Raw genomic sequence first — 15,899 nt, 5'->3', positions numbered from 1 at the left:
GCGGCAAGCCTAGAAAATATCCGGCTCGCCCGCGGTTTCGCCAAATTCCGGCGACAGGAAGTCAAAGTCGCACCCTTCGTTGGCCTGGGTGACATGTTTGCCAAACATCCATCCATATCCACGCTGATAGCGCGGCTCGGGCGTTTGCCAGGCTGCACGGCGACGCTCGAGCTCTTCCTCGTCGACCAGCATGTCGAGGCGACGATTATCAAGATCAAGCTTGACGATATCGCCGGTTTTCAGAAGGGCAAGCGGACCGCCGATATAGGATTCCGGTGCGACATGAAGCACGCAAGCGCCATAGGAGGTTCCCGACATACGGGCATCCGAAATACGCAACATGTCACGGTGCCCCTGTTTGATCAGGGCTTTGGGGATCGGAAGCATGCCCCATTCCGGGAAGCCCGGACCACCGAGCGGACCGGCATTGCGCAACACCATCACATGATCGGGCGTGATATCGAGATTTTCGTCATCCACCGCCTTTTTCATTTCCGGATAGCTGTCAAAAACAAGTGCCGGGCCCTGATGATTGCGGAACCGTTCATCACAGGCTGCCGGTTTGATCACCGCCCCGTCCGGGCAGAGATTGCCGCGCAGAACCGCAAGCGACCCTTCATGATAGACCGGATTTGAAAGCGGGCGGATGACGTCATCATTATAAACCGTCGCACCTTCGAGGGTCTGGGCAAGGGTTTTGCCCGTGACCGTGGTGACGGATGTATCGAGCTTGTCACCAAGCTGCGCCATCAGAGCGCGCAGGCCACCGGCATAGAAGAAATCTTCCATCAGGTAGTCGCCCTTGCCCGACGGGCGGATATTGGCGATCAGCGGTGTTGTGCGACCAAGTTCATCAAGATCATCAAGGGTGATTTTAATTCCGGCACGACGCGCCATGGCCAGCAGATGCACAACAGCATTGGTCGAACAGCCGGTTGCCATCGCAACCACGGCCGAGTTGCGCACAGATGCCGGGGTGACGACCTTGTTCGGGGTCAGATCTTCCCACACCATATCAACGATGCGACGACCACACTGGGTCGACATACGGATATGACCGGCATCCGGTGCGGGGATCGACGACGCCCCCGGAAGGCAAAGGCCCATGGCCTCGGCAATTGCGGTCATGGTCGATGCCGTGCCCATGGTCATGCAGTGACCATAGGAACGGGCAATCCCGCCTTCGACACCTACCCATTCTTCGTCGCTGATGTTACCGGCACGGCGTTCATCCCAGTATTTCCAGGCATCCGAGCCCGATCCCAGGATTTTACCGGCATAGTTGCCACGCAACATCGGACCGGCCGGAAGATAGATCATCGGAACACCGGCCGAAAGCGCGCCCATCACCAGACCCGGTGTGGTTTTGTCGCAGCCGCCCATCAGCACCACGCCATCAAGCGGGTGGGAGCGAATCATTTCCTCGGTCTCCATCGCAAGCAGGTTGCGATAGAGCATCGAAGTCGGCTTGGTAAAGGATTCGTCGACCGAAATGGTCGGCAGTTCAACCGGGAAACCACCGGCCTGATGAACGCCCTTTTTGACGTCGGCGGCACGTTCACGGAAATGCAGATGGCAGGGGTTGATTTCAGACCAGGTATTGAGGATGCCGATCACCGGGCGACCGGTCCAGTCTTCGGGATCAAGCCCCATCTGCATCAGGCGTGAGCGATGCCCGAACGAACGAAGATCATCGGGCGCAAACCAGCGCGCACTTCTAAGATCTTCTGCGGATTTTTTGATTTTGTCGGACATGGCGTTCCTCCCGTCTCGCGATCGTCCCTGATCTTAACGCCAGCGGCTTGACCAGGACGACCTGCACTTTTGATTGATGCTTTATGTATGCGCATACACTAACAAGATGTCAAGCAAACTTACATGTCAAAAAGGTAGATTTATCTTACGCAAAACCGCCGAGAGATTCAGCAATTGACAGGCTTTGCAACAAGATGTATCAAAATATGTATGCGCATACATAAAGCTTGAAAGTTTACAAGCTGACTAACAACAAGAACAAGCAACACCAACGCCTTATGGGAACCACACCAGAAGGCATCACGGGGACATCCCCACCATTCAGGAATGCGTCATTCGGGAGGAATCTTATGACCGGACTTTTTAAATCCATCGCCGCCGCTGCCGGCTTTGCCGCCATGGTTGCAACGCCTGTTCTGGCGTCTGCTGCTGACCTGCCAAGCAATGTTCGCCTTGTCATCGGGTCGAAATCGACCGGTGGTGACACCTATCAGAACAGTGCCATTGTTGCAGAAGCGCTTGCCAAGAAACTCGACATCAATGTGAAGGTTGATGCAGTTGGCGCGGGCGAGGCATTCAAGGCATTGCAGCGCGATTCGCGCGGCACCACGATCATGATTTTCCATGATCAGTCCTATCTTGCGAACCTGTATGGCGTTCGCGGCTATGACGATATCTTTGAAAACTACGTTGTCGGACCGACGGTCGCGATCAATCCGGGCAATGCGTATCTGGTTGCCAAGAATTCGCCGATGCAGTCGATGGAAGACGTGTTTGCAGCAGCAGCTGCCGGCCAGCGCGTTCGCGTTGCCATTCAGGCCGGTGGCGTTTCCGAGATCGGTTTCTCGGCAATGAAAAATGCGGCCAAGGTCATGCATCCGGGATCGGAAGCAAACATCGTTCCGGTCAATACCGGTTCGCAGGCAGACAAAAACCAGCTGATGTTTGATGGTCAGGCTGATGTGATCAACGGATCGGTTCAGGCCAACGAACAGTTCACCCAGCTTGCCAATGACGACCAGAAAGCCATGCGCTTTATCTGGCTGACCGCACGTGAAGAAACCATTGAACAGGCAAATCCGGAAGGCATGGGCGACACCACCCGTGACGAACTTCTGGCATTTACCACTCCGAATGTCAGCGTCACGTTTGACGGGTCGAAAGACTTTACCTTCGACAAGGAATTCTTCTTCCTGTTCAACAAGGACATGGATGCAGAACAGATTGCCACGATCGACAATGCGCTGAAGGAAATCTATGCCGAAGGCGAGATCCAGAAAACGCAGAAGGCATCCTTCTTCATTCCGAACTACAAGCCGCAGGCAGAAGCCGCAGCTTACCTTAAGGCGAAACGCGACCAGTACCGCCAGGTCATCGACGCGATTGCAACCAACTAACTTCCCGGTTGGCCCGGCATATCAATGCCGGGCCCCTTTTGCCTGATCAGGTGGATGGATATTCTTCCACCCGCATGTCCCGCCATAACACCCCGACATGATTTCCATTCTGGTTGGAAATCAGTACCATGGGGAAAAACAGGCACATCCGGAGGCGTCCCATGTCGTTTGACTCCCCCTTTCATGTGACGATTGATTTCAACACGTCGCATATGATTTTCCCGACGATTATCGCCGTGATCCTGGGAATTCTTTTCGTTTCAATTCTGATCACACGCGGCAGCACCATTCTTGCCACCGTTAGCAATGGCAACTGGTGGCCTGCCGGCATCGACCACAAGCGTTTCTTTGGCACGATTGCCCTGACCGTGATCTATTTCATGGCCATGCCGGCAGTCGGGGACATTTTCCCCAATACCGGACTTGGATTTTACCTTTGCTCTATCCCGTATCTGTTCGCGCTTAGCACGCTTTACCTTCACGAGCGCAGCCGTCGAACATTGATGATCGCAGGTGCCAATGCGCTGATTGCACCAAGCCTGGTCTGGTACATCCTGTCCGAACTTTTCAATATTTCGCTGCCATAAGGCGACCGGAACCCGGTTCTGGTCCCTGTTTGGCGCGGTATAATCCAAGAGATTTACCATGGAACTCCTATCCATTCTGACACCGATGTTCTTTGCGCTGGTAGCCGCGGGCACCGTGATCGGCATCATCTTCGGTGCAATCCCCGGCATGACGGCGACCATGGCGGTTGCTGTCTGTTTGCCACTGACCTATTCGCTGGGTCTTGAAAACGGTCTGGCACTTTTGCTGGGGCTTTATGTCGGGGGTATTTCCGGCGGCCTGGTCCCGGCCATTCTTCTGAACATCCCGGGAACGCCGTCATCGATCACCACCACCCTTGACGGGTACCCGATGACCCAGAATGGCGAAGGCGAACGCGCACTCAAGATCGGGATCACATCGTCACTGGTTGGCGGACTGATCAGTCTTGCCGCGCTTTATCTGTTTGCCCCGGCACTGGCCGACTTTGCCATCAAGTTTTCCTATATCGAGAAATTCCTGATCATCTTCTTTGCCCTGACCGTGATGGCGGCCCTTTCCAACAGCCTGCTGGTCGGCATTTTCAGCGGGTTTCTGGGCATTTTCATCAGCCTGATCGGGGCCTATGACATTTCGCGCGGCGGCAATGGCGAATTGCGTCTGGTGCCGGAATTCCTTGAATATTACCTTGAAAGCGGCTTTTCGCTTTTGCCGGTTCTGATCGGTTTGTTCGGCCTTGCCACCATCCTGATCGAAGCCGAAGAAGGCATGAAGGAAGGAAAAGGTCTTTCGGGGGTAAAGATCGGCGGCAAGCCGTTCAAGATTTCCGTCTTCAAAGGCCAGATCGTCAACCTGATCCGGTCGTCATCAATCGGTACCTTTGTCGGCATCCTGCCCGGCGTTGGCGGCAGTGCGGCATCCATTCTTGCCTATAGCCAGGAAAAGAACTTTTCCAAGACACCGGAAAAATTCGGCAAAGGTGCGCCAGCCGGGGTGATTGCATCGGAAAGTGCCAATAACGGCCTGACGGGCGGCGCACTGGTGCCGTTGCTGTCACTTGGCATTCCCGGGGATTCCACCACCGCCATTCTGATTGGTGCCTTTACCCTTCAGGGCATTCAGGTCGGCCCGCTGTTTATCGGCAACAATCCGGTGACGTGGGATGCGATGATCATCGCGATGCTGGCTGCCAATATCATCATGTTCCTGGTGATGGTCTTTGCCATTCGCCATCTGGCCAAGGTTGTGACGGTTCCGAAAAACATCCTGTTCCCGATCATTCTGATGATGTGTGTGGTCGGCGCCTACACCATCAATTACGGGGTGATGTTTGATGTCTGGACGCTTTTGATCTTTGGGCTGTTTGGTTATCTCGCCCACAAGATCCGGCTTGAAATTGCGCCCTTTATCATCGGGTTTATTCTGGGACCGTCGGCGGAAATCTATTTCGTCAAAAGCCTGGAATCCTTTGGCACGTTTTCGATCTTCTTTACCAAAAGCTGGATCGCGGTGTTGCTGTGGATCCTGATTGCGCTGTCGATTGCGTTTTCGATTTCTGTCGCCCGCAAGAAAAAGCGCATGACCGACTAAACCAGAATACGTGCCCATAGCCGGGCTGTCACGGCAGCCCGGCCACCCCACGACACCATCGGGCAAGAAGCAACAGCTCCCTCCCTGTGCTGTAAAGTGGTTCTCAGCCAAACCGCGCTTCTTGCCCACCTTTTTGTGCTGATGTAATGTCCGAAGCAGAACAGATTGACTGACGTCGGACCAAAACCAAAGCCCGACCATTCCCGGTTCGGGCATCAGATCAAGAGACCGTAACCCTTTGTCACTCGCGCCGAAAAATACTGACCAGACCACCATGGCCGAAATCAAAAGCGGCACCGTCACGATGGAAACCGTCGGACGGATAGCAGGTGTTTCGCAGGTCACGGTATCGCGCGCGCTGAATGACCCGAAAAAGGTTTCCGCCAAAACACTGCAACGCATCCAGGATGCGATCGAGCTGACCGGCTATGTGCCCAATATGGTCGCCGGTGCACTGGCATCACGGCGCAGCAAACTGATTGCGGCCCTTGTGCCATCGATCACCAACGTCATCTATGCCGATCTGATGCAGAATTTCATCAATGTCATTCGCGGATCGGGCTATCACGTTCTGATGGCCGAAACCGGCTTTTCCCAGGACGAGGAACAGGCGGTTGTCTCCACGATGCTCAGCCGTCGCCCAGACGGCATCCTCTTGACCGGCATCCACCATTCGGCCGGCTGCAAACGCATGTTGCTGGGGGCCGGCATTCCGGTGATCGAAGTGTGGGATACGACGGAAAACCCGCTTGATGTCTGTATCGGCTTTTCGCACATCAAGGCCGGCGAGGAAATGGCGCGCTATGCGGCAGGCAAAGGTTATCAGCAGGCACTGATCGTATCCGCCGGTGATGAACGCGCCCTGCGCCGCAAGGATTCCTTTGCCAGTCAGTTCAAACAAATGACCGGCAATGCGCCGATTGAAGTGCTTTATGAAGCAGGTGCGACCATCGAACGCGGTCGCAATGGCCTGAGCACCGGTCTGGAAAAAGGTTTTCGCAACGGCATCATCATGTGCAGTTCGGATCTTTTGGCCCATGGCATCCTGATCGAGGCGCAGGCACGCGGCCTGCGCGTACCACAAGACATGGCGGTTCTCGGTTTTGGCAATCAGGACTTTTCGCCCTTTACCCTGCCAGCCCTGACCACGGTCGAAGTCAATCGCGCCAATCTTGGCCGACGCGCCGCCGAGGCGCTGGTGGCACGGATCGAAAACGAACCGCTGCCGACCAAATCAATCGATGTCGGATTTGAAATCATCGAACGCGCATCAACCTGATCGCAATCTGATCGCGACCGGATCAGGCAAGTGCGCGGATCAGGCAAACCGGCGAAACAGCCCGCGCCGTTCACGACAAATCAGGGTAAGCCCCGCCTGCCGTGCAAGGTTCACCGCCGTCAGGGTCGGCCCCGACAGGGTCACAAGCCCACCCACCCCGCATTGCACGGTTTTGGTGACGATTTCATAGGAACAGCGACTGGTCATCAGCACAAAGCCACCGGCAGTATCAATGCCCTGACGGGCAACCGCACCGAGCACCTTATCAAGGGCGTTATGACGTCCAATATCTTCGCGGACCAGCTTGATGTTACCGCTAACATCGACAAAGGCGCTGGCATGCAAAAGCCCGCCGCCTTCGCGGTTGCGGGTCTGATGATCGGGTAAGGCGTCGATGGCCTGTAACACGACATCCTGTGCCATATTGCCCGGCGTGACCTTGCCGATCTTGTCCATCGCGACGGCTTCAAGTGATTGCACCCCGCACAGACCACATCCCGACCGGCCTTCAAGGGTGCGTTGACGTTCATCAAGACGGTCAAACACATCTTCATGCAGGTCGGCTTCGATCACATAGCCCTGAAGGGTTTTGCGCACTTCGCGCAGTGTGATCTGGGAAATGTCATCAACGATGCCTTCGGACAGGGCAAAGCCGATCATGAAATCTTCGAGATCATGGGGCGACACCATCATCACCGCATGGGATTTGCCATTGAAAGTCAATGCAGCCGGAACTTCCGGCTGCAACATCATCGGGGCATCGTCATTGGCATCATCACGCGAAATGGCACGGGCAAGATCAACATCGCGCCCGTCAAGGATGCGGTTCTCGGAAGGCTTGGGGGTCATGCAGATTCCTTGACCTTGCGGATCATCGGGGCGGCTTCAAGCACAAGCGGGTCAATCCCGTCATACCCGTCCGCAATCAGGGCAAACAATTGTTTGCGCATGCGCGGTTCCCAGAAATCACTGATATGACCGGCAACACCGGCCACCCCTTCTTCGTGGGGTTTGGATTTGAAAAATGTCGCGATCTGATTGGCCATATAGACAAGCTTGTCAGGTGCCATTGTTCATTACTCTTTGGCTATGGTCTTTTTAACGGATACAGGATTTGCCAGATACTGTGCGCAAGGGAGTATAGCACAATATCTGGCAGGGCATCCTATTCGGCGGCATCGACACGCGGTTTGATCCGGCGCGCCTGTTCGGCCTGACGATCATATTCCACCTGCCATTCGGATGGTCCGTTTGATGCGGAAACCTGAACGGCGGTGACTTTGTATTCCGGACAGTTGGTTGCCCAGTCGGTAAAGTCGGTGGTGATCACGTTGGCCTGTGTCCCCGGATGGTGGAATGTGGTGTAAACCACGCCCGGTGCCACACGATCGGTAATGGTGGCGCGAAGGGATGTTTCGCCCGATCGCGATGCAAGGCGGATCCAGTCGCCTTCGCGAATGCCGCGCTGTTCGGCATCATGGGGATGGATTTCCAGAAGGTCTTCCTTGTGCCAGGCGGTATTTTCGGTACGGCGGGTCTGTGCGCCCACATTGTACTGGCTCAGGATACGGCCGGTCGTCAGAAGCAGCGGGAAGCGCGGCCCGGTGCGTTCATCGGTAGCGACATATTCGGTCACCACAAACTTGCCCTTGCCGCGTACGAAACCGTCCATATGCATGACCGGTGTCCCCAGCGGGGCCTTGTCATTGCATGGCCATTGTACCGAACCTTCGCGTTCAAGAAGGTCATAGGTCACATTGGCAAAGCTTGGCGTGGTTGCCGCAATTTCGGCCATGACCTGTGACGGATGGGTGTAATTCCAGTTCTGGCCCATCGCACGGGCAAGGTTCTGGGTCACTTCCCAATCGGCAAATCCGTTCTTTGGCGTCATCACCTTGCGCACGCGGTTGATGCGGCGTTCGGCATTGGTAAATGTGCCATCCTTTTCAAGGAAGGTCGAACCGGGCAGGAACACATGGGCATAGTTCGCGGTTTCGTTCAGGAACAGGTCGTGGACGACAACACATTCCATCGCCGCAAGACCGGCTGCCACATGTTTGGTATCGGGATCGGATTGCAGGATATCCTCGCCCTGAATATAGATGCCCTTGAACGTGCCTTCGACAGCGGCATCAAGCATGTTGGGGATCCGAAGCCCCGGTTCGTCATCAAGTTTAACCCCCCAGATATCTTCAAAGATATCGCGGGTGGCACTGTCCTGAATATGGCGATAGCCCGGCAATTCGTGCGGGAACGATCCCATGTCACAGGAACCCTGCACGTTGTTCTGACCACGCAGCGGGTTCACGCCAACGCCCGGACGGCCGATATTGCCGGTCGCCATGGCAAGGTTGGCAATCGCCATCACGGTGGTTGAGCCCTGACTGTGTTCGGTCACGCCAAGCCCGTAATAGATCGCACCATTGCCACCCGTGGCAAAGGCCCGTGCGGCTTCGCGCATGGTTTGGGCATCAACACCGGTGACACCCGCAATGGCTTCGGGGCTGTGGCGCGGATCAGAAACAAATGTTGCCCAATCCTGGAATTCATCCCAGTCACAGCGTTCGCGCACAAACGTTTCGTCAAACAGGCCTTCGGTCACAATCACATGGGCAAGTGACGTCAGAACCGCGACATTGGTGCCCGGACGCAGCGCCAGATGCGCGACAGCTTCGATATGCGGGGAACGGACCAGATCAATCCGGCGCGGATCAATCACGATCAGTTTCGCACCCTGACGCAGGCGTTTTTTCAAACGCGAGGCAAAAACAGGATGCCCGTCAGTCGGGTTGGCCCCGATCAGGATGACCACATCGGTATGTTCGACAGAATCAAAATCCTGCGTCCCGGCCGATGTCCCAAACGTGGTTTTCAGGCCATACCCGGTTGGCGAGTGACAGACACGCGCACAGGTATCGACGTTGTTATTGCCGAACCCGGCACGGATCAGTTTCTGAACGAGGAAGGTTTCCTCGTTCGTGCAGCGAGATGACGTGATCCCGCCCAGCGCACCCTTGCCGTATTTGGCCTGGATGCCCTTGAACTTGTCAGCGGTAAAGCGAAGTGCCTCTTCCCAACTGACTTCCTGCCAGGGGTCATTGACATTTTCGCGGATCATCGGATTGAGGATGCGGTCCTTGTGATTGGCATAGCCATAGGCAAAGCGCCCCTTCACACAGGAATGCCCCCGGTTGGCCCGGCCGTCCTTGTAGGGGACCATGCGCACCAGTTCCTCGCCACGCATTTCGGCCTTGAACGAACAGCCAACCCCGCAATAGGCACAGGTGGTAACGACCGAATGTTCGGGCTGACCGATTTCAATGACCGATTTTTCCTGAAGCGTTGCGGTCGGGCAGGCCTGAACACATGCACCACAGGATACGCATTCGGAATCAAGGAAATCTTCGTGCATGCCCGGTGACACACGGGATTCAAACCCGCGACCTTCGATGGTCAGGGCAAAGGTGCCCTGCACTTCTTCGCAGGCCCGCACACAGCGCGAACAGACAATGCATTTCGACGGGTCATAGGTGAAGTACGGGTTGGTTTCATCCTTTGCCATATAGCGCGGATTTTCTTCGCCATTCTGGCGCACCTCGACATGGTTGCCGCCGTCATAGCCATAGCGCACATCGCGCAGGCCAACCGCGCCTGCCATGTCCTGAAGTTCGCAATCACCATTGGCCGCACAGGTCAGGCAATCAAGCGGATGATCGGAGATATAAAGTTCCATCACCCCTTTGCGGATTTTTTTAAGCCGCTCGGTCTGGGTGTGGACCACCATGCCGTCTGCCGCCGGTGTGGTACAGGATGCCGGGGTTCCGTTGCGGCCTTCGACTTCGACCAGACACAAACGGCAGGAACCGAATGCATCGACCATGTCGGTCGCACAGAGTTTGGGCACCTGAATGCCTGCTTCCATCGAGGCCCGCATAACCGATGTGCCTTCGGGCACGGTCACGTCCTTGCCATCGATGGTCAGCGTGACGGTTTTTTCGGATTTGGCGGCAGGAGTTCCGTAGTCGACTTCTTTGATCAAGGACATCGTATTACTCCGCAGCTATATCAAGCGCACGCGGCTTGAAATCATCAGGGAAATGGGTAATCGCGCTCATCACCGGATAGGGCGTAAATCCGCCGAGCGCGCACAACGATCCGAACTTCATGGTTTCACAAAGATCGCGCAGAAGATCGATCTGCAATTCCGGATCTTCGCCACGTTCAAGTTTGTCGACCACTTCGGTGCCACGGATCGATCCGATCCGGCACGGTGTGCATTTACCGCACGATTCAATGGCACAGAATTCCATGGCGAAACGGGCCTGTTTCATCATGTCGACCGTGTCGTCAAAAACGACCACACCGGCATGACCAATCAGGCCATCACGCTTGGCGAATTCTTCGTAATCAAAGGGCGTGTCAAACAGTTCGCGGGGAAAATAGGCCCCCAAAGGACCGCCAACCTGAACCGCCTTGATCGGGCGTCCCGATGTGGTGCCACCGCCGATCTGTTCGACGATTTCACCCAGCGTCATGCCAAAGCCGATTTCATAAAGCCCGCCATGTTTGACATTGCCGGCAATCTGGATCGGGATGGTGCCACGTGACCGGCCCATGCCGAAATCACGGTAATATTCCGGCCCCTTTTCAAGAATGACCGGCACCGAGCACAGCGAAATCACGTTATTGACAACCGTCGGACGGCCAAGGAAACCTTTCAGGGCGGGAAGCGGCGGCTTGGCGCGGACGACACCACGCTTGCCTTCCATGCTGTTAAGAAGCGAGGTTTCCTCGCCACAGACATAGGCCCCTGCCCCCATACGGACTTCCATATCAAAGGTCTTGCCCGATCCGAGGATATTGGTGCCCAACACCCCGGCAGAACGGGCAACTTTTATGGCCTCGGTCATGATGCGGATGGCATCGGGATATTCCGAACGGGTATAGACATATCCCTTGGTCGCCCCGGTCGCGAGACCGGCAATGATCATGCCTTCGATCAGGACAAAGGGTTCGCCTTCCATGATCATGCGATCGGCAAAGGTGCCGCTGTCGCCTTCGTCAGCGTTACAGACGATGTATTTCTGATCGCCGTCGGCTTCGCGCACCGTGTTCCATTTGATCCCGGTCGGGAAACCGGCCCCGCCGCGTCCGCGAAGGCCGCTGTCAGTTACGGCCTTGACGATGTCGGCTGCCGACATTTTCAACGCGTTCTCAAGACCGGACAGGCCATCATGGGCGCGGTAATCATCAAGCGAAAGCGGATCAATGATGCCGCAACGCTGGAAAGTCAGACGCGACTGGCTTTTCAGGAATGGAATATCGCTGGTCCGGCCGAGATAAAGCTTGTGATCGCCGCCGGTCAGAAAATCTGCATCAAACAGGGCATCGATGTCATCGGTGCTGACCGGGCCATAGGCAACGCGACCGCGCGGTGTTTCCACCTCGACCATCGGTTCAAGCCAATACATGCCAAACGATCCGTTGCGCACGATTTTGATATCGGCACCGGACTTTGCGGCCTTGGTGGCAATCGCGGTTGCGACATCATCGGCCCCAAGGGCCACCGCACCGGAATCAAGCGGGACATAAACCTTGATCGTCATGCGCCCACCTCATTGAGAATGCGGTTCATACGATCACTGGTCACGCGCCCGACCACCTTGCCATCGACCATGGCCGCTGGTGCACAGGCACACAGGCCAAGACAGAAAACAGGTTCCAGCGTGATCTTGCGATCCGCTGTGGTTTGCGACCAATCCACGCGAAGATGACGGCGCACCTGATCGGCGAGCGCATCGGCCCCCATTGCCTGGCAGGCCTCGGCACGGCAAATCTTGATGATATGTTTGCCGGCCTTTTCTTCGCGGAAGTCGTGATAGAAACTTGCAACCCCGTGGACTTCGGCCCGGCTGAGGTTCAGTTTCTTGGCGATTGTTTGAAGTGCGCCTTCGGGGATATGGCCGAACTCTTCCTGCACTTCGTGCAAAATGGGAAGGAGCGGGCCTTCCATCGTGATCATCTGATCACAAATGGCCTCGACGCGGACATTCTGGTCCTCGGTCGTTTCCGACATGCAAGCCTCTCTCTCAAGCATGTTACAGTTATATTTATTGTTTTTAATAGTGTCGGGCATCTGTGGTGCCCGTTCAATAAAGCCATCCCGTTACGCGATAGCGAAAACCTATCAAGGCGCAATCAGGCGGTTTCGAGTTCCGAAATCAGCTTTGCCTCTTTCAGCAGGGCAGAGACCACCGGCGTTGCCGGTTCGCGTTTTGCAGTGATCAGTCCGACGGTATGGCTGGCGTCGGGATCGATGATCGGGATGGATTTGACGCGATCGCGCATCCCGAAACTGTCGACCATTTTTTCGGGCATGATACTGGCCCAGTTGCCGGTCTGCACATGGGTAAACAATGCGATCATGGAATCACTTTCCAGTGTCGCACTGACCTTGGCCCCGGCGGCATTAAGGTGCTGGTCGATGATCCGGCGGTTCTGCATGTCAGGCGTCAGCAGACACAGCGGCAGTTTGGCTGCTTCGTGCCAGGTGATGTTTTTGCGATCCCCGAGATCATCAAGATTTGATGTCACCAGTTGATAGCGTTCGCGATAAAGCGGGATCGACGTCACACGACCAAGCGGTTCGTTATCAAGATAGGTAATGCCCGCATCGATCTGAAGATTGTCAAGCAGGGCCTGAATTTCGGTCGAGGTGCGCGACAGGATGGCGAAACTGACATCGGGATGTTTTTCGCGAAATGGCGTGGTCAGTTCATGAACCATGGCAAGTGCCGTCGGGATCACGGCAATTTGCACCTGCCCGGTCAGACCAGAGCGCATGGCGCGCATTTCATCGCGCATGGATCGGGTACTGCCAACAATATGGCGCGCCCATTCCAGAACACGTTCGCCTTCGGGCGTCAGGCCCTGATAGCGCGAACCGCGTTTGACCAGAACCACACCAAGATGGTCTTCAAGTTGACGGAGTGCGCTGGACAAAGTCGGCTGGGTCACGCCGCATTCTTCGGCGGCATGTCCAAAATGCTGCTCACGGGCGAGCACCATAAACATTTCGAGTTTGTCGATCATATCACTTCCGGCAACCGGTTTCGCGGCATGCTTTTATCGGGCGTTGAAGTCGGCCAATTGTCGGGCCGAAGCGAGATTGGAAAACATGCGTTGTGACGCTTGTGTGTTCTGGTTGCAGGATAACCGATTACCCCGACGGGCAAAAAGGTTATTCCTGCAACAGAACGCAGGTCCGGGCTGGATGAACGGAACCCGGACCCAAGACATGACTGTGCCAATCATGCCCCAAAAATGACTGACAAATTGGTGCGTCAGTCAAACGGGCGTCGATCACAGGGTGCGGCAATCGACGCCCAAGGCCGTTACGCTTTGGAAGTTGCTTCCTGTCCGGTGGTTGCACCACCGTCCTGCGTTTCCATGTAGTGCTTGTCGTCAATCGGACGGACCAGCTTGTTGGCAACAAGCGCGATCGCCAGAAGTGCCGCCATCGCGTACATGGTGGTGTTATAGAGGCTCGACGTCGGATCAACCGTACCGGCCGGTGCGATTTCCATCAGACGACCGATGGTCACGGTTTTGGCCGCAACCAGCTGATCAAGCTGTTCGATACCGGCACCGAATTTGGCCTGGAATGCCGCCGGGTCGACCTTGCTTGCCAGGTCCTTGATCGAATTGGTGACCGAGGTCTGACGCAGCTGGGTGATTGCCAGCGGGCCAAGAACGCCAGCCGTGCTCCATGCGGTCAGAAGACGACCATGGATACCGCCGACATATTTGGTGCCGAACACGTCCGCCAGATAGGCCGGAATGGTTGCAAAACCGCCGCCATACATCGTGAAGATGATCATGGTTGCGGCATAGAACATTACAAGCCAGGTGACAGCCGGGTTGATGCTGACCTGTTCTGCGGCAAACGGGATCGACAGATAAAGTGCGATACCCAGAATGAAGAAGCAGTAATAGGTGTTCTTGCGACCGATATAGTCCGACATGGACGCCCAGAAGAAGCGGCCACACATGTTAAAGACCGAAATCATAAACACATAGGTCGCCGCAAAGGCCGAGTTGACCACCAGCGGCAAGGTCGTGCCGAAGATTTCCGACATCATGGTTTTGGCAACGCCAATCACCCCGATGCCCGCCGTCACGTTGAAGCACAGAACAATCCACAGCAGATAGAATTGCGGGGTTTTCAGTGCCTGATCGATATGGACGTTTTTCTGCGTGATCATGCGCTTGGATGCGGTGTCTGCGGTCGGCGGGGTCCAGCCTTTGGGCAGCCAGCCATCACGCGGCACACGATACGAGAAGGATGCGATGATCATGACAATGAAATAGGCAATCCCGAGCGTGAAGAAGGTGCTGGCAGCACCGGTATTACCCGTGCCGGCAACATAGACGCCTTCTTCGATCGGAACCGGTGCGGCAGCAACCTGTGCGGCACCTGCCACAACGACTTCGACCATCTGGCCACCGACTTCGGCCATACGCTTGCCACCTTCGGTAACAAGGTTAACCGCACTTTCCGGGCCAAGATATTCAGGAACCTTGTAGAAAGCCGAAAGCAGGCCTTCCTTGATCGGGGTTGCGATCATCGCACCACCGCCAAAGCCCATGATGGCCATGCCCGTTGCCATCCCGCGCCGGTCCGGGAACCAGCGGATCAGGGTCGAGACCGGCGACACATAGCCAAGGCCAAGCCCGGCCCCGCCAATCACGCCATAGCCAAGATAGACAAGCCACAATTGATGGCTGGCAATACCAAGACCGCCAATAATGAAACCACCGCCCCAGCAGAAAGCTGCGACAACGCCAACCATACGCGGGCCGACTTCTTCAAGCCACTTGCCGCCAAATGCAGCAGCAAGACCCAGGCTTACGATCGCAACAGAGAAAATCCAGACAACGGATTGCAGGCCCCAGTCACCGGAACTTGCTGCAACCACGCCGAATTCCTTGATCAGTGGCGGGTTAAAAATGCTCCATGCATACACAGAGCCAATACATAGATGAATTGCAATAGACGCTGGCGGCACCTTCCAGCGGTTAAAATCGTCGCTGGCGACGATATGTTCTTTTTTAAGCTTATCAAACATGTCGTTGTTACCTCCCGGCATTTTGATCTTCTTGCCTTGCCCACCCCCGGTTGAAGGCATTGTGCAGGGCAACCACGGTAGAACCCCGAACCCTCTTTATCGCAATCGCTGTGCCATCCGAAAAAATGTCATGATTTCCGCCACTTCGTCCTTAAATTGCCCATATTGCACCGCACGCGCATGGACAAAATGTCCAACTTTTTC

General features: G+C 55.7%; 12 protein-coding genes. 4 read left to right on the top strand and 8 right to left on the bottom strand.

Features of this window, described 5'->3' with window-relative positions:
• Positions 1 to 9: 9 nt before the first annotated feature.
• Positions 10 to 1,755: an L-arabinonate dehydratase gene (gene araD / locus WA429_RS15480; protein WP_068518444.1), complete on the bottom strand. Its 1,746-nt coding sequence runs from the start codon at positions 1,753 to 1,755 to the stop codon at positions 10 to 12.
• A gap of 350 nt (positions 1,756 to 2,105) precedes the next feature.
• Between araD and WA429_RS15475 the strand changes: the two genes are divergently transcribed.
• The 4 genes from WA429_RS15475 to WA429_RS15460 all read left to right on the top strand — a co-directional run bounded on the left by WA429_RS15475 (position 2,106) and on the right by WA429_RS15460 (position 6,567).
• A complete protein-coding gene (locus WA429_RS15475) occupies positions 2,106 to 3,152 on the top strand; it encodes an ABC transporter substrate-binding protein (protein WP_101247823.1) in 1,047 nt (348 codons plus the stop codon).
• A gap of 161 nt (positions 3,153 to 3,313) precedes the next feature.
• The gene (locus tag WA429_RS15470; protein ID WP_068518445.1) at positions 3,314 to 3,739 is read left to right on the top strand and encodes a tripartite tricarboxylate transporter TctB family protein; all 426 of its coding nucleotides are present in this window, start codon (positions 3,314 to 3,316) and stop codon (positions 3,737 to 3,739) included.
• A gap of 58 nt (positions 3,740 to 3,797) precedes the next feature.
• Positions 3,798 to 5,288, top strand: coding sequence for a tripartite tricarboxylate transporter permease (locus WA429_RS15465; RefSeq protein ID WP_068518446.1), 1,491 nt, complete (start codon positions 3,798 to 3,800; stop codon positions 5,286 to 5,288).
• A gap of 274 nt (positions 5,289 to 5,562) precedes the next feature.
• On the top strand, positions 5,563 to 6,567 hold the full coding sequence (locus WA429_RS15460) for a LacI family DNA-binding transcriptional regulator (RefSeq protein WP_197460803.1): 1,005 nt from the start codon (positions 5,563 to 5,565) through the stop codon (positions 6,565 to 6,567).
• Between the two features lie 39 nt (positions 6,568 to 6,606).
• Here the strand turns inward: WA429_RS15460 and fdhD are convergent, their stop codons facing one another.
• The 7 genes from fdhD to WA429_RS15425 all read right to left on the bottom strand — a co-directional run bounded on the left by fdhD (position 6,607) and on the right by WA429_RS15425 (position 15,695).
• Positions 6,607 to 7,416: a formate dehydrogenase accessory sulfurtransferase FdhD gene (fdhD, locus tag WA429_RS15455; protein WP_101247822.1), complete on the bottom strand. Its 810-nt coding sequence runs from the start codon at positions 7,414 to 7,416 to the stop codon at positions 6,607 to 6,609.
• Positions 7,413 to 7,637 carry a formate dehydrogenase subunit delta gene (locus WA429_RS15450; RefSeq protein ID WP_287466490.1) on the bottom strand — a complete coding sequence of 75 codons (225 nt, stop codon included), beginning with the start codon at positions 7,635 to 7,637 and terminating at the stop codon, positions 7,413 to 7,415. The genes fdhD and WA429_RS15450 overlap by 4 nt, the downstream gene beginning before the upstream one ends.
• A 95-nt stretch (positions 7,638 to 7,732) precedes the next feature.
• Positions 7,733 to 10,612: a formate dehydrogenase subunit alpha gene (gene fdhF, locus WA429_RS15445; protein ID WP_068518449.1), complete on the bottom strand. Its 2,880-nt coding sequence runs from the start codon at positions 10,610 to 10,612 to the stop codon at positions 7,733 to 7,735.
• Between the two features lie 4 nt (positions 10,613 to 10,616).
• The gene (locus tag WA429_RS15440; protein ID WP_287466491.1) at positions 10,617 to 12,173 is read right to left on the bottom strand and encodes a formate dehydrogenase beta subunit; all 1,557 of its coding nucleotides are present in this window, start codon (positions 12,171 to 12,173) and stop codon (positions 10,617 to 10,619) included.
• On the bottom strand, positions 12,170 to 12,643 hold the full coding sequence (locus WA429_RS15435; protein ID WP_068518451.1) for a formate dehydrogenase subunit gamma: 474 nt from the start codon (positions 12,641 to 12,643) through the stop codon (positions 12,170 to 12,172). Before WA429_RS15435 ends, WA429_RS15440 begins: the two co-directional genes overlap by 4 nt.
• Before the next feature lie 122 nt (positions 12,644 to 12,765).
• Entirely contained in the window at positions 12,766 to 13,659 is an 894-nt protein-coding gene (locus WA429_RS15430; protein WP_206927160.1) for a LysR family transcriptional regulator, read from the bottom strand.
• A gap of 302 nt (positions 13,660 to 13,961) precedes the next feature.
• Entirely contained in the window at positions 13,962 to 15,695 is a 1,734-nt protein-coding gene (locus WA429_RS15425; RefSeq protein WP_082817776.1) for an OFA family MFS transporter, read from the bottom strand.
• Positions 15,696 to 15,899: the final 204 nt, after the last annotated feature.

This window comes from Thalassospira sp. CH_XMU1420-2 (assembly GCF_037029325.1).
GTDB classification, from domain to species: Bacteria; Pseudomonadota; Alphaproteobacteria; order Rhodospirillales; family Thalassospiraceae; genus Thalassospira; species Thalassospira povalilytica.
The sequence above is the reverse complement of the archived record's forward strand: the minus strand, read 5'-3'. Positions and strand labels throughout refer to the sequence as shown.

Excerpts from the sequence above, each read along its gene's own strand:
- WA429_RS15450 (WP_287466490.1), bottom strand. The coding sequence starts at position 7,637 with ATGGCACCTGACAAGCTTGTCTATATGGCCAATCAGATCGCGACATTT.
- fdhD (WP_101247822.1), bottom strand. The coding sequence starts at position 7,416 with ATGACCCCCAAGCCTTCCGAGAACCGCATCCTTGACGGGCGCGATGTT.
- WA429_RS15430 (WP_206927160.1), bottom strand. The coding sequence starts at position 13,659 with ATGATCGACAAACTCGAAATGTTTATGGTGCTCGCCCGTGAGCAGCAT.
- WA429_RS15460 (WP_197460803.1), top strand. The coding sequence starts at position 5,563 with ATGGCCGAAATCAAAAGCGGCACCGTCACGATGGAAACCGTCGGACGG.
- WA429_RS15470 (WP_068518445.1), top strand. The coding sequence starts at position 3,314 with ATGTCGTTTGACTCCCCCTTTCATGTGACGATTGATTTCAACACGTCG.
- fdhF (WP_068518449.1), bottom strand. The coding sequence starts at position 10,612 with ATGTCCTTGATCAAAGAAGTCGACTACGGAACTCCTGCCGCCAAATCC.
- WA429_RS15475 (WP_101247823.1), top strand. The coding sequence starts at position 2,106 with ATGACCGGACTTTTTAAATCCATCGCCGCCGCTGCCGGCTTTGCCGCC.
- WA429_RS15435 (WP_068518451.1), bottom strand. The coding sequence starts at position 12,643 with ATGTCGGAAACGACCGAGGACCAGAATGTCCGCGTCGAGGCCATTTGT.
- WA429_RS15465 (WP_068518446.1), top strand. The coding sequence starts at position 3,798 with ATGGAACTCCTATCCATTCTGACACCGATGTTCTTTGCGCTGGTAGCC.
- araD (WP_068518444.1), bottom strand. The coding sequence starts at position 1,755 with ATGTCCGACAAAATCAAAAAATCCGCAGAAGATCTTAGAAGTGCGCGC.
- WA429_RS15425 (WP_082817776.1), bottom strand. The coding sequence starts at position 15,695 with ATGTTTGATAAGCTTAAAAAAGAACATATCGTCGCCAGCGACGATTTT.
- WA429_RS15440 (WP_287466491.1), bottom strand. The coding sequence starts at position 12,173 with ATGACGATCAAGGTTTATGTCCCGCTTGATTCCGGTGCGGTGGCCCTT.